15 protein-coding genes are annotated in these 13,876 nt (G+C 51.4%); 11 read left to right on the top strand and 4 right to left on the bottom strand.

The window, feature by feature from the left end; genetic code table 11:
- Window positions 1-146: 146 nt before the first annotated feature.
- Window positions 147-662: a nitroreductase family protein gene (locus HNR45_RS05760; RefSeq protein WP_034437896.1), complete on the bottom strand. Its 516-nt coding sequence runs from the start codon at window positions 660-662 to the stop codon at window positions 147-149.
- 9 nt (window positions 663-671) lie between these two features.
- On the bottom strand, window positions 672-1,028 hold the full coding sequence (locus HNR45_RS05755; protein WP_024048538.1) for an arsenate reductase family protein: 357 nt from the start codon (window positions 1,026-1,028) through the stop codon (window positions 672-674).
- An 82-nt stretch (window positions 1,029-1,110) separates the two neighbouring features.
- Between HNR45_RS05755 and HNR45_RS05750 the strand changes: the two genes are divergently transcribed.
- On the top strand, window positions 1,111-1,677 hold the full coding sequence (locus HNR45_RS05750; protein ID WP_034437895.1) for a DsbA family oxidoreductase: 567 nt from the start codon (window positions 1,111-1,113) through the stop codon (window positions 1,675-1,677).
- A 35-nt stretch (window positions 1,678-1,712) separates the two neighbouring features.
- Here HNR45_RS05750 and fba read toward each other — a convergent pair whose 3' ends face one another.
- Together fba and HNR45_RS05740 are read right to left on the bottom strand one after the other, a co-directional pair.
- The gene (gene fba / locus HNR45_RS05745; protein ID WP_159823237.1) at window positions 1,713-2,642 is read right to left on the bottom strand and encodes a class II fructose-1,6-bisphosphate aldolase; all 930 of its coding nucleotides are present in this window, start codon (window positions 2,640-2,642) and stop codon (window positions 1,713-1,715) included.
- Between the two features lie 18 nt (window positions 2,643-2,660).
- Window positions 2,661-3,545: an RluA family pseudouridine synthase gene (locus HNR45_RS05740; RefSeq protein WP_159823236.1), complete on the bottom strand. Its 885-nt coding sequence runs from the start codon at window positions 3,543-3,545 to the stop codon at window positions 2,661-2,663.
- Window positions 3,546-3,700: 155 nt separating this feature from the next.
- Between HNR45_RS05740 and polA the strand changes: the two genes are divergently transcribed.
- The 10 genes from polA to infB all read left to right on the top strand — a co-directional run bounded on the left by polA (window position 3,701) and on the right by infB (window position 13,868).
- On the top strand, window positions 3,701-6,295 hold the full coding sequence (gene polA / locus HNR45_RS05735) for a DNA polymerase I (RefSeq protein WP_159823235.1): 2,595 nt from the start codon (window positions 3,701-3,703) through the stop codon (window positions 6,293-6,295).
- Window positions 6,295-7,107 (top strand): bifunctional DNA-formamidopyrimidine glycosylase/DNA-(apurinic or apyrimidinic site) lyase, encoded by an 813-nt coding sequence (gene mutM, locus HNR45_RS05730; protein WP_159823234.1) that lies wholly within the window; start codon window positions 6,295-6,297, stop codon window positions 7,105-7,107. Before polA ends, mutM begins: the two co-directional genes overlap by 1 nt.
- 2 nt (window positions 7,108-7,109) lie before the next feature.
- On the top strand, window positions 7,110-7,715 hold the full coding sequence (coaE, locus tag HNR45_RS05725) for a dephospho-CoA kinase (RefSeq protein WP_159823233.1): 606 nt from the start codon (window positions 7,110-7,112) through the stop codon (window positions 7,713-7,715).
- Window positions 7,708-8,274, top strand: a complete 567-nt coding sequence (locus tag HNR45_RS05720; protein WP_159823232.1) for a lytic transglycosylase domain-containing protein — start codon at window positions 7,708-7,710, stop codon at window positions 8,272-8,274. The genes coaE and HNR45_RS05720 overlap by 8 nt, the downstream gene beginning before the upstream one ends.
- The gene (locus tag HNR45_RS05715) at window positions 8,267-8,926 is read left to right on the top strand and encodes a hypothetical protein (protein WP_034437889.1); all 660 of its coding nucleotides are present in this window, start codon (window positions 8,267-8,269) and stop codon (window positions 8,924-8,926) included. The genes HNR45_RS05720 and HNR45_RS05715 overlap by 8 nt, the downstream gene beginning before the upstream one ends.
- A 118-nt stretch (window positions 8,927-9,044) precedes the next feature.
- The gene (locus HNR45_RS05710; RefSeq protein ID WP_034437888.1) at window positions 9,045-9,503 is read left to right on the top strand and encodes a ribosome maturation factor RimP; all 459 of its coding nucleotides are present in this window, start codon (window positions 9,045-9,047) and stop codon (window positions 9,501-9,503) included.
- 13 nt (window positions 9,504-9,516) lie between these two features.
- A complete protein-coding gene (gene nusA, locus HNR45_RS05705) occupies window positions 9,517-10,683 on the top strand; it encodes a transcription termination factor NusA (RefSeq protein ID WP_024048548.1) in 1,167 nt (388 codons plus the stop codon).
- Complete coding sequence (rnpM, locus tag HNR45_RS05700; RefSeq protein WP_200841515.1) at window positions 10,667-10,933, top strand: RNase P modulator RnpM; 267 nt, start codon at window positions 10,667-10,669, stop codon at window positions 10,931-10,933. The genes nusA and rnpM overlap by 17 nt, the downstream gene beginning before the upstream one ends.
- Window positions 10,930-11,235: a L7Ae/L30e/S12e/Gadd45 family ribosomal protein gene (locus tag HNR45_RS05695; protein WP_034437887.1), complete on the top strand. Its 306-nt coding sequence runs from the start codon at window positions 10,930-10,932 to the stop codon at window positions 11,233-11,235. Before rnpM ends, HNR45_RS05695 begins: the two co-directional genes overlap by 4 nt.
- A gap of 11 nt (window positions 11,236-11,246) precedes the next feature.
- The gene (infB, locus tag HNR45_RS05690; RefSeq protein WP_159823231.1) at window positions 11,247-13,868 is read left to right on the top strand and encodes a translation initiation factor IF-2; all 2,622 of its coding nucleotides are present in this window, start codon (window positions 11,247-11,249) and stop codon (window positions 13,866-13,868) included.
- The last annotated feature ends 8 nt before the right edge of the window (window positions 13,869-13,876 follow it).

Raw genomic sequence — 13,876 nt, 5'->3', positions numbered from 1 at the left:
GCACGAAGAAAATTCCTGCACAAATTGCCCGGGGTGCACCAGTGACAAAAAAATGACAGGTTGCTCGTGCTGTTCCGCCGCTACTGGGGCACGCAAACAAAAATTATCGAAATAAAAAGAGCTGCGCAAAGCGCAGCTCTTTTTATTTATAAACGATCGACCGTCATTTTACTTTCTTTATGACGAGCTTTGAGTGGTCTCATCGGTTCGCCGATGGCAAGCGCTCCCATGGGCACGAAATTGGCCGGTACACGTGCTCCGTTGAGATAACGGGCATCTTTGCCGAGTTGCTGGATGGCACCGCAAATGTAGCAGGACCCTAAACCGAGCGCAGTGGCGGCCAGATGCATTTGGGTAACGATACAACCCGTATCGGCATTACGCAAACCGGAGGTCACTTTTTCATCACCGAAAACAACGATCAGTGCCGGGGCATCATAAATCGGATTGCCTGTATTGCCGCGTTCTAACCATTCTTCCTCGAGCTTTTTCAACACACCTTCGGCCGTGATGACAGTCAAATGATAGGATTCATAACGACTCAACGAAATCGGCGCTGTGACACCGGCGTGCACAATATTCTCTAAAGCGTCGGCAGCTACGGGATTCGTCCGGTAATTTCGGGTAGATTGACGCAGGGAAAGCACTTCTTTAAACTCCATATAGTCCTCCTATTTAAGTAACGCGGCTTCCCATTCCGTTTGGCGAAAACCGGTTAGAATATGGTCATCATCAATCACCAAGAGGGGCCGCTTGATCAGCATGCCGTCACGGGACAGCTCTTTGGCAAACTCTTCATCGGAAAGTGTCAGACGGCGTTTGGCCAAGCCGCTTGACCGATATAATTGACCGCTCGTATTGGCAAATTTTGTCAGCGGCTGATTGGTTTTTTTACTCCAGCGGAGAAGATCTTTTGCGGTCGGCGGATCTTCCACGATCAGTCTTTCTTCATAGCGGATATTGTTATCGTCCAACCAGGCTTTGGCGCGTCGGCAGGTACTGCATTTCGGATAGTAAATAAAAAGCATATCTATACCCCCTTTTTGCGTATATTATACCATGTTCATTTTTGCGATATAATGAAAACAGGAACACAAAGGAGGAATAGTAATGTCAGAAATTCGTGTTTATTTCGATTTCGTTTGCCCGTATTGCTACCATGCTTGGGGCAGTTTACGAAAATTACAGGAGCAAAAAGATATCTGCCTGGAGTGGTACGGCTGGGAAATTCATCCTGAATGGCGTAACCGTAAAGCCAAAGAAAAATATGCCGGCGAACGCGCGCGCGAACAGTTTGCTGAACTCGGTAAAGAGGCCGGCATTAATGCGACGACTGCCAGGTGGGATGCGTCGAGCTTTGACGCCTTGCGTTTATTGGAACTCGCGCAGGAGCAGGGTAAAGCCGATGCCTGGGTCGACCGTGTTTACACGGGCGCGTACCAGGAAGAGGGCGACATGAGCGATCGCGCAACGCTCGCAAAGTGGGCGGAGGAAGTAGGACTGAGCGGCGCTGCCGAAGTGTTGGTGGGAGAGCAATATGCTGACACCTTGAAAGAGCATGATCGGCATTGTATGGAGATTGCGTTGGAGTATGTTCCTACCTTGGAAAAGGACGGCGAGATCATTGCCGATGGTGTTTTAACCTATACCGATATCGAAAAAGCACTGGCACAATGACAACAAAAAAGAGAGCCTTTCGGCTCTCTTTTTGTTTAAATGCGGTTCGAGCTGTTAAGTACGTGTTTGATTTTGTGTTGTACCATGCCTTTAATGGCGGCACGACCGGCGCCCAAGTATGTGCGGGGGTCAAAATCAGCCGGATGATTTTGCAAGTGTTCACGAATCGAAGCCGTCATCGCTAAGCGCAAGTCGGTATCGATATTAATTTTGCAAACGCCCATGGTACCGGCTTTACGCAGCATTTCTTCCGGCACACCGCGTGCACCGGCGACGTCGCCGCCGTATTCATTACACTTCTCGACAAATTCGGGAATGACGGTGGAAGCGCCGTGCAAAACGATCGGATATCCGGGCATCAGTTCAGAAATGCGTTGCAGACGTTCAAAATCAAGATACGGTTCGCCTTTGAATTTGTACGCGCCGTGGCTGGTGCCGATCGCAATCGCGAGCGAGTCGCAACCGGTGCGTTCGACAAATTCTACAGCCTGATCCGGATCGGTGAACTGGGCGTCACGCGCGGATACGGAGATGTCGTCTTCGACACCGGCCAAGCGCCCGAGCTCCGCTTCGACGACAACGCCTTTCGAATGCGCGTATTCAACGACCTTTTTGGTCAACGCGATATTTTCTTCAAAGGGATGTTTGGAGCCGTCGATCATGACGGAATTAAAACCGCCATCGACGCAGGCTTTACAAATTTCAAAATCTTCGCCGTGATCCAAGTGCAGACAGATCGGCAGGCCCGTATCACTGACAGCGGCCTCCACCAATTTGACAAGGTAAATATGACGGGCATATTTACGGGCGCCGGCGGAAACCTGCAAAATTAACGGTGACTGTTCTTCTTTCGCGGCATCGACAATGCCTTGGATGATTTCCATATTGTTGACATTGAATGCGCCGATCGCGTATTTCCCTTCATATGCTTTTTTAAACATTTCAGTAGAGCTGACAAGCGGCATGAGATAACCTCCTTAAGGCTAACGGAAATAATGAGATAAATGCCGTTCGAGAACGGCGTTCATATCCGGTGCAAGCGGTGCGCTGACGCGAACCGTTTGGCCGGTATATGGCTGCATGAAAGTAAGAGTAGCGGCGTGTAAGGCTTGCCGCGTAAGAATATCTCGGGATCCTCCGTACAAATCATCTCCCAGTAGCGGGTAGCCGAGATGGGTGAGGTGCACCCGAATTTGATGCGTTCGTCCGGTTTTCAGACGGATACCGAGGTAGGAAAGTTGTTGATTCGCAGCTAAGCGTGTGACATAGGTAACGGCGGGCTTGCCTTCCGTCAGATTCACTTCGCGTAAAATGATACTGTCTTTACAGCGGGCAATCGGCCATGTGATTTCGGCGTACGGTGTAAAAAATCGCCCAGGGACCAAAGCCCGATAGGTACGCTCGACCGACGCCAAATGGTTGCGGTTGAGCGCATGCTGCGCCTGTGGCGATTTTGCCACAAGAACTAATCCCGAAGTGTTCCTGTCTAAACGTTGTATGAGATGCGGATATGCGTCTGCATCATGCCGTTCAAAATACGCGGAAAGCGCATGCAGAAGGGTCTTTTCACGTTCCTTTGCCGTCGCGTGAACCAACATGCCCGCGGGTTTGTTGACGACGATATATTGCGCGTCTTCATAGCGAATATCCAGCGGTATATGCCAGGCCGGCGGTCGCGAGGGAACGGGCCATTGCAGCGAGATTTCCGCAGCGAGCGGAGGAAGTGTGTGGAAATCGACACGTTCTCCGTTGCAAAAGACTGTTGCCTCTCTGCGTAAGCGGCGTCGTTCACGTTGAGAGATCCCCAATAAACGTAATTGCTGACTGACGGTTTTGCCTGCCAGGGCATCCGTCACTATCCATTTCATCGGCATAACTCTATTATAATATGAAAAGCCTGTGCTTGCGGCATTTTTAGCGTCGATGTGCTGACATGTGACAAAGTCGCAAAACACGGTTCGCGGTTGCAAATATGGTATAATGACATGTATTTGAATATAGTATAGCATAATGGGAGGAATCTATGAGCAAACCTCGCCTTGTCTTAATTGACGGTAACAGTTTACTGTATCGCGCGTTCTTTGCGCTACCGGCGTTAACCGATCCGCAGGGAAATCCGACGAATGCGGTATACGGTTTTTTACTGATGTTGGCCAAAGTATTTGAGGATCTTAAGCCGACTTACTTAGCGGTGGCATTTGATAAAGGAAGAGTGACGTTTCGCAATGAGCTGTATGCGGACTATAAGGGAAATCGACCGGATGCCCCTGATGATCTTGCACCGCAATTTGGTCTGATCCGGGAAGTGCTGCAGACGCTCGGGATCGCGCAATACGAAAAAGAAGGCTACGAGGGCGATGATCTGATCGGCACGCTCAGTAAACGCTACCGCGGCGAGTGCGATGTCGCTATTATCACCGGAGATCGCGATACATTGCAGCTGGTCGACGATGCCACTACCGTATACCTGACGAAACGGGGCGTGACGCAGTTGGAAGCGATGACGCCGGAGACGGTGTTGGAAAGCACGGGTGTCACGACCGAGCAAATCGTCGACTGGAAAGCGCTCATGGGCGATACCTCCGATAATATTCCGGGTGTCGCCGGTATCGGTCCGAAAACGGCTTCGAAATTGTTACAGCAATTTCCGACGCTCGATGAAATTTTTGCCCGTTTGGATGAGGTCAGCGGCAAAAAACTGGTCGAACGATTGACGGAAAATAAAGATATCGCCTACATTTCTCGCAAACTTGCAACGATTAAAACCGATGTGGATATTTCGACCGACTTATCCGAGATGGAACCACAGGGACGTGTCGATGAAGCGCGTACGCTATTCGAGCGGCTCGGCTTCCGCAGCATGCTCGGAAAAATGCAGGCAGCGCATATTATCGCCGGCGACGAAGGCCTGTTTGCGCAACAGACGCAGGAGAAACCTGCCGACATGACTGTCGTTACCGATGCGAAACCGAGCGTGTTAAAAGATGCGGATCACGTGGCGGTCAGCGTGACAACCGCGGGTAAAATTCCGCATCTTGCATTAAAAGAACTTGCGGCGCTGGTGGACGATACGCTCTACTATTGGCAGGACGAATCCGCCACGGAAGCGCTCCGCATCCTTCTCGGCGGCGAAGCGCAGATTATTACCGACCGCGCCAAATTGCTGTACCAGGCGGCGGGCATTTTTACTTCGGTCGCAGAACTGTTTGACGTCACATTGGCCGCGTACGTATTAAATCCGACGCGCACCTCGTATCCCGTCACCTATTTAGCGGATGCCTACCACGTACCGGCGCCGTATCCGTATGAGGACGGGGAAAAAATGCTGGCGGCCCGCGCCCAAATGTTTGCGCAGTTGGTAGAGCCGCTTACGGCGGAATTGAAAGCGAACGGCGCATGGGATCTCTACATGACGTTTGAGATGCCGTTGACGCAAGTGCTGGCGGCGATGGAGCATACGGGCATCGCGATTGATCAAAATAAGCTGGCCGCGTTAAAAGGCGAGTTCACTGCGCAGGCGGAAACGCTTGCCGCTGAGATTTACGAACTGGCCGGAGAAACATTTAATATTTTAAGCCCGCAACAACTGTCGAATGTTTTATTTACTAAACTGGAGTTACCGCCGGGACGCAAAACGAAGACCGGTTATTCGACAGACGCCGAAGTTTTGAATGGTTTGCTCAAGGAACACCCGATTGTGGCGAAAGTACTCACCTACCGCACGATCACTAAATTGATTTCGACGTATCTTGACGGGATCGCGGAGTTGGTGGATCCGGAGACCGAGCGGGTGCATACGACTTTTAATCAAACGGTCACGGCGACGGGGCGGCTCAGCAGTTCCGACCCGAATTTGCAGAACATTCCCGTGCGTACGGAGGAAGGTCGCCGCATCCGTTCGCTCTTTGTACCGGGCAAAGGTTTTAGCGGTTTCATGTCGGCCGACTATTCACAAATTGAATTGCGTATCCTTGCGCACCTTTCCGAGGATGAAAAACTGCGGGAAGCTTTCTTACATCAGGAGGATATCCACCGTCGCACCGCCGCGGAAGTGTTGCATAAAGATCCGAAAGACGTAACGGCCGCGGAACGTTCGCATGCCAAGGCGGTCAACTTCGGAATTATTTACGGCATCAGTGATTACGGTTTGGCGCGCGATCTCGGCATCAGCCGCGAAGAGGCGGGCGCGTATATTGAAAAATATCTCGAGCGCTATCCCAAGGTTCGCCAATATATGGCGGATTCGATTGCAGCGGCGAAAGAATCGGGGCGCGCGGAAACGATGTACGGACGTTTTCGCGTCTTACCGGATATTCACAGTCGCAATTTCAATCGGCGTTCTTTTGCCGAACGCACGGCCCTCAATACGCCGATTCAAGGGGCCGCGGCGGATATTATCAAGCGCGCGATGAATAATGTGTATTGGGCGCTGGTTCGTAACCGGCTGAAAAGTCGCATGCTGCTGCAGGTGCATGATGAACTCGTATTGGAAGTCGTCGAAGAAGAGCGTGACATCGTTACGCAAATTTTAGAAATGCACATGCCCGGCGCCGCGGAACTGGCGGTGCCGCTGGTAGTAGATATTCACTACGGCACGAATTGGGAGATGGCGAAGTAATGCCGGAATTGCCGGAAGTGGAAGTCATTTGTCGCCAGCTGAACGAAGTGTTGCCCGGTCAGGAAATTACAGGGATAAAAGTTCATCTCGCCAAAGCCTTTGCGGATCCGCAAGGCTTACTCCCAGAACTGATCGGGACCCGTTTTACCGAGGTACAGCGGCGCGGAAAATACTTGTTGCTCTATACCGAACGGTTGGTGCTCGTAGGGCACTTGCGAATGACGGGAGCGCTTTTGTATCGGACACACGCCGCTTCGATTTCGCATGTACGCGTTGAAATCCGGCTCGCGCCGCCGGCGGTATTGTATTTTAAAGACGTGCGCACGTTCGGCGGCCTGACGCTGTTGCGCCGCGCCGATCTCGCCGAGTATCCGCCGCTGCTGAAATTGGGACCGGAGCCGCTTTCTCCGCAGACATCGGAGCTTGCTTTATATACTGCTTCGCGAGGACGCAAGGTGGCGCTTAAAACCTTGCTGTTGGATCAGCGGGTCATCGCTGGCGTCGGTAATATTTATGCGGATGAAGCATTATTTCTGGCCGGATTGCGACCCAAAATGCGCGCTGATCGTTTAACACGACCGAAAGCGCGGCGCTTGCTGGCAGCACTCAAAACGGTCTTTACGCAAAGTATCGAGGATGGCGGCACTTCATTTCGGGATTACCGCGACAGCGCCGGTAAACGAGGCTTGCATGTGCAACGCCTTGCCGTATACGGGCGCAAAGGTTTGCCTTGCAAGCGGTGTCAACGTCCGTTACAAAGCATTCGTTTAGGAGGCAGAACGACAGTGTATTGTCCTCACTGTCAAAAATAAAAATGAAGAAAATCGGTCTCACCGGCGGCATTGCTTCCGGTAAAAGCGAAGTCAGCCGTTGGCTGCAACAACATGACGTGCCGATCCTTGATGCGGATTTGGCCGCTCGCCTGGTGGTAAAACCGGGGCATGCGGTTTACGATGCCATAGTGGAAGAGTTCGGCGTGGGAATTTTACAGCCGGATCAGCAGGTGCATCGTGCTAAATTAGCGGATGTCATTTTCAATGACAGCGCGGCTCGCAAAAAGCTGAACGCGATTATGCATCCGGCGATTTTGGATTGGTTTGAACGGGAATCGGACCGACTTGCTGCGGCGGGTGAGCCGTTTGTGGTGTGGGATATTCCGCTTCTGATCGATCTCGGCTGGCAAAATAAAGTCGATCAGGTGTGGGTGGTGCGCGCCACGCGGTCGCAACAGATTGAACGCTTGCGTCTGCGCAACGGTCTTTCGGAAGAAATGGCGAAGCGGCGTCTGGCGGCGCAACTGGATCCGCAGCTGCGGGAAAATTTTGCCGATGTCATCATCGATAACAGCGGCAGCTTACTGGACACGTATCAGCAATTGGAAAGATTATTAAAAAACTTACGGGAAGAAACTCATGCGTAAACGAACTTGGTGGTCGCTTTTCATGCTCGTGTTCGGCTTTTGGTATTTTTTATACGGAGCCGACTACATCGCGTACAACTATTTTCACAAAGTATCCTACCCGTCGCTGGTGGAAACCTATGCCAAGCAAAATGACTTGCCGCCGGAGTTGGTGGCGGCCGTGATTTTTACCGAAAGCCGCTTTCAGGAAAAAGCGGTTTCGCCCCGCGGCGCGATCGGCTTAATGCAGTTGATGCCGGTCACGGCTCATTGGATTGCCGAGCAGCGGGATACAAAAGTGCGAAACCTTGCCGATCCGGAGGAAAATATTGCCAATGGGACATGGTACTTACGTTATCTGTATGATAATTTTCACTCTCCCGTACTTGCCCTGGCAGCCTATAACGCGGGGCGAGGGCATGTGGAAGAATGGATGGATACATACGGCTGGCATGACCGTGCTCCTGCGGTAGAAGAAATTCCGTTTCCGGAAACGCGCGAATTTGTAGCGAGCGTGCTGCATTACCAGGCTGTTTATGCGGAGTATTTTCACCCGCATGAGGACGAACAACATGGATAGTAAAACATATGAAAATGTATTAACGGAAATGGAAAATGCGGTTGATTTGCCGGCCGCGATCGGTTCATGGAAACGCCGCGAGCTTTCCACGGAAGAGCGCGAACGGCATGTTTTATTTTGTTATGAAGAAGCTGCTTTCGGCTGGCGTATTTTAGGCTTGTATGCAGATGAAACCGCCGACTTTATGGTGAAATATGATTTGGGTCTCATTGTATTGACAGATATCCGGTTCACGTATGACAATGTGGCGAACTTTTGGAAGATTCTCCAAGCCGATTTTGTACGAGTGATCACAGATCGTTTTGTACGTCGCGATGAGACCGCATCCATATTAGTGAAAAACGCCGGTATTTTGGATTGGGAGAGCGAACATGGCATACCGGAAGCGTGCCGCCATTACCGTCGCGTTATTGTGCCTTCGGCGCCGATTCTCGGCTTAAACGGATCCTATATTATTTTGGCGTATGCCGATGCCACCAATACGAAGGGAATACTGTTTTTCTACAATGTATTTCGTGATGACTTCTTTGCCGAGACGCGAAATCAAGGTGTTCCCGGCATCTTGCACGATTTTGATGCGGCCACGGTAAAAGAGCTTTCGCAAAAAATCGAAGCGCATTTGGCGGGGACTTTGTCCGCCTTGGACGGATGAAATTTGCGCGACTTTTTTCGATATGATATAATGACATAAATAATTAATGGTTTTTTATGGGAGGAGTGAGCCGCGGCTCACTCTTTCTTGCAGTTACACACTTTGCAGGGAGGATAACATGGCGCAGAAAAAAGTCGCAGTGCGCGTAGAAGAATTGGCGGAACCGTTGGTGAAAGCGGCCGGAATGGAACTTGTGGATGTGGAATATGTGCGGGAGCAGGACTGGATCTTGCGAGTCTACATCGATAAAGAGGGCGGCGTGGATCTGACAGATTGCCAGACGATGAGTGAAGCACTCAGCACCGAGCTGGATAAGGCGGACTTTATTGCCAACAATTATTTATTGGAAGTATCGTCTCCCGGCATTGACCGTGTATTAAAAAAAGACCGTGATTTCGATCGTTATGCCGGTAGCGAAGTCGATGTGAAATTATACAGTGCCCGTGCCGGTCATAAAGAATTTACAGCGACGCTTTTAGGCTATACGGAGACGGCGCTGCAATTGGAAACCGAAGCAGGAAAAGAAGAAATTCCGCGCGCCGACATAGCGACGGTACGGTTGCACGTGTCATTTTAGCAGGGGGGAAGAAATGAATCAGGAACTATTACAAGCGGTGCAATTCCTGAAAACGGAAAAAGGTTTGACCGCGGACGTTATATTCGAATCGCTTGAAGCGGTATTGCTCAGTGCATACAAACGCGAAACCGGAACGCATGCCGAAGCGACGGCGACGATTGATCGGGAAACGGGCGTGTACCATATTTTTGTGACCAAGACGGTAGTGGAAGATGTCGAAGATCCGGAATTGGAAATTTCGCTCACGGATGCGCAAGCATTAAACTCGGCGTATGCGCTGGGCGATCTCGTGCAGCAGGAAGTGACGCCGAAAAATTTCGGTCGCATGGCGGCGCAGACCGCAAAGCAAGTCATGACGCAACGTTTGAAAGAAGCGGAACGCAATGTCATTTACGATGAGTTCGCCGGCCGTGAAGGGGATGTCCTGACCGGCATGATCGAACGAATTGACAATAAAACCGTATACGTCAGCTTGGGTAAGACAGAAGGCATTTTGCCTTCGACCGAGCAGATCCCCGGGGAACGGTACCGCCCGAAAAATCGTTTGAAATGTTATGTGGTGGAAGTCAAGAAAACGTCCAAGGGACCGCAGATTATCTTGTCGCGGACGCATCCGGGATTGTTGAAACGGCTCTTTGAATTGGAAGTACCGGAAATTTATGACGGTACGGTGGAAATCAAGTCCGTGGCTCGCGAAGCGGGTTCACGTTCGAAAATATCGGTGTACTCCGTGGATGGAAACATCGATCCGGTAGGTGCCTGCGTCGGTCCGAAAGGACAACGCGTGCAAAATATCGTGGATGAGTTGCATGACGAAAAGATCGATATCGTGCGCTGGGATGAAGATCCGGCGCTGTATATCGCCAACTCACTCAGCCCGTCAAAGGTCATTTCGGTCAGTGTCTGGGATGAAGAAAAAACATCCCATGTTATTGTTCCGGATTACCAATTGTCGCTGGCGATCGGTAAAGCCGGTCAAAACGCACGCTTGGCTGCCAAACTGACAAATTGGAAGATTGATATTAAGAGTGAATCCCAAGCCGCGGAAGAAGGTTTTGAAGACTTCTACGATGACGATGAGGAAGATTTGCTTGCGGAATTGGATGCGACCATGGGAGCGGCGCAGTCTGAAGAAACGTTGCCTGTCGATGAGGTGACCCCGCATGATGAAGAAAACTAAAAAATTACCGCTGCGACGTTGTGTCGGTTGCGGCGCGATGAAAGATAAACGGGATATGGTTCGCATCGTGGCTCCCGCGAGCGGAGAAATTAAACTGGATCTCAGCGGTAAAGCGCCCGGACGCGGCGCTTACATTTGCCCCAGCGCGGAGTGTTTGGCAAAAGCATATACTTCGCACGGTTTAGAACGGTCGTTGAAACGCAATGTACCGGAGCAGGTGTACAAAGATCTGCAGGAACAACTGGCATGAACTTGGAACGTGCGTTGTCCCTATTGGGAATTGCTCAGCGTTCCGGAAATGTGATTTCGGGGAGTGACACCTTAATTAAAACGTTGCGCAATGGCGACGGTGAGCTCTTGATCATTGCTGCGGACTGTGCCCGTAATAATCGTGAAAAGCTGGTCCATTTGGCCGAACGCGAACAGATCGATTATTGCTTCGCGGCCACGGCAACGGAACTGGGAGATGCGATCGGCAAAGCCCGACGCGTCGCCGTACTGATCATGGATCGGGGATTGGCAAGGGCCGTTCGTGAACGACTGGACGAGTAAGGAGGAGTTATATGCAGAAATTTCGAGTCTGGGAATTAGCAAAACAATATAACAAGACAGATAAAGATATCATTTCGACATTGAAATCGCATAATGTGGAAGTCAAAAGCCATTTGAGTGTCGTGGACGAAAAAACCAAACAATTGTTGGATCGGGTGTACGCAGATAAGCAGACAACCCGTTCGGCAGAAACTAAAACGACGTCGACCAAACCGACGGCAGCAAAATCTTCCGCGACCAAACCGACGGAAAAGCAGCCGCGTCGTCGCCGACCGGCACGGACCGTGCGCTTCGACCAGCAATCGGGCAAACCGCAGGAAGAATTTTTAGTTGACGGTAAGGGGCGCAAATTAGAAACGAAGCCGAAGGCGCAACCGCGCCCGCAAAAGGTTGCGGCAAAACCGGCCGCCAAACCGGCCCACCCGAAGCAGGCCACCGCGAAACAAGCGGAACCGGCTAAAAAGCATGAAAACGGTGGTAACGCGCAGCAGAAACATGCCGAAAGCGATGCTAACGCTTTGCGCCGGACACCGAAAAAAGCACAACCGACGGCGCGTCCTACGGGAAAACCGATGGCGGACGAAGGCCAGCGTTCTTCCCGCCCGGTCGAAAAACGTACGCATAAACCGGCCCAACGCACGCAACCGTCGATCCGCAACATGGCGGATCACAATGCGCCGGCGAAGCAGGAAGAAGCTTCCGGAAATGAGCGCGGCGGACGTAAAGGCAATCGTAATCAACGTCGCAATCAGCGCGGTCGGAACCAAAACAAAAATGATCGTCGCGGAAAAGAACGCGGTACATCGTTATTGGCGCAATCGATCAAAAAGTCCCGCACCAAGGGTAAGAATAAAAACGAGCATGCTCGCGCCAATGCGGAGGCCGTTACTGAAGTAGCGATGCCGCCGTCCGTAACCGTAAAAGAAATTGCCGAATTGTTTAAAAAAGAAGTCGGCGATGTAATCAAACGGTTAATGTTGCTCGGCATTATGGCTACGATTAATCAGGAAGTCGATCGTGATGCGGTCGAATTATTGGCGGAAGAATACGGCATTACGTTACTCGAGATGGAACCGGAAGAAGACGGTACGGAAATTCCGGAAATCGAAGACGCGCCGGAAGATCTTTTACCGCGTCCGCCGGTAGTGACGATCATGGGTCACGTTGACCACGGTAAAACATCGCTTCTGGACACGATCCGCAAGACTCACGTGACGGCTCGTGAAGCGGGCGGCATCACGCAGCATATCGGTGCGTATCAGATTCGGTACCAAGGCAAGAAAGTAGTGTTTCTGGACACGCCGGGGCACGAAGCGTTTACGGCGATGCGCGCGCGCGGCGCACAGGTGACGGATATTGCCGTCCTCGTAGTCGCCGCCGACGACGGTGTTATGCCGCAAACACTGGAAGCGATTGACCACGCGAAAGCGGCGAAAGTGCCGATTATTGTCGCGATCAATAAGATGGATAAACCGGCCGCTAACCCGGACCTTGTCAAACAGCAGCTGGCGGAACACGGGCTGTTGCCGGAAGACTGGGGCGGCGATACCATCATGGTACCGGTATCCGCGAAAAAACATCAGGGCATTGAGGACCTGTTGGAAAACATTTTGCTGGTAGCGGACGTATTGGAACTGAAAGCGAATCCGAATCGTAACGCGATCGGCGTAGTTGTCGAAGGGGAACTGGACAAAGGTCGCGGTCCGGTCGTTACCGTTCTGATTCAAAACGGTACGTTGCGTACCGGTGACGGTATCGTTTCGGGTACGGCATTCGGTCGTGTCCGCGCGATGAACAACGAACGCGGCGATCTCATTAAAAAAGCGGAACCGTCGACACCGGTCGAGGTACTCGGCTTATCCGATGTTCCGACGGCGGGTGAACTGCTGTACGCCATGGATGAACGGGACGCGCGCAGCATTGCGGAAAAACGCATTGCCAAACAGAAATACGAAGAACAAAATCGTTCGCAGAAAGTCACCTTGGATGATCTTTTCAATCAGATCAAAGAGGGTGAACTGAAAAGCTTAAATATCGTTATCAAAGCGGATGTACAAGGTTCGGTTGAAGCGCTGCGTCAGTCCTTTGAAGGGATTAAAAATCCGGAAGTGCGGATTGATGTCGTGCATGCCGGCGTCGGCGCGATTTCCGAATCGGATATCATGCTGGCCTCCGCGGCGAATGCGCTGATCATCGGCTTTAACGTACGGCCGGATGCAAATATCCGCAAAATTGCCGAACAGGAACAGGTGGATATGCGCACGTACCGTGTCATCTATGATGCGATTGACGATATCAAGCAGGCAATGCAGGGCATGTTGGCACCGAAGTTCCGTGAAGTTGTTTTGGGACGTGCGGAAGTGCGTCAGGTGATTCCGACGCCGAAGGTGATTGTTGCCGGTTCGTACGTTACGGAAGGCAAGATTACTAACAATGCGGAATTGCGTTTGATTCGCGACGGCATCGTTATTCATGAAGGCAATGTCGCATCGCTCCGCCGTTTTAAAGATGACGTTAAAGAAGTGGCGGAAGGATATGAATGCGGGATTTCGATTGAAAGCTACCGCGATGTCAAAGAAGGCGATGTTTTGGAAGCCTTTACCCAAGAAGAAATTGAACAAACGATCGACTAAAGGGAGGT

Origin of the sequence: Negativicoccus succinicivorans (assembly GCF_014207605.1) — a bacterium.
GTDB lineage: Bacteria > Bacillota > Negativicutes > Veillonellales > Negativicoccaceae > Negativicoccus > Negativicoccus succinicivorans.
The sequence above is the reverse complement of the archived record's forward strand: the minus strand, read 5'-3'. Positions and strand labels throughout refer to the sequence as shown.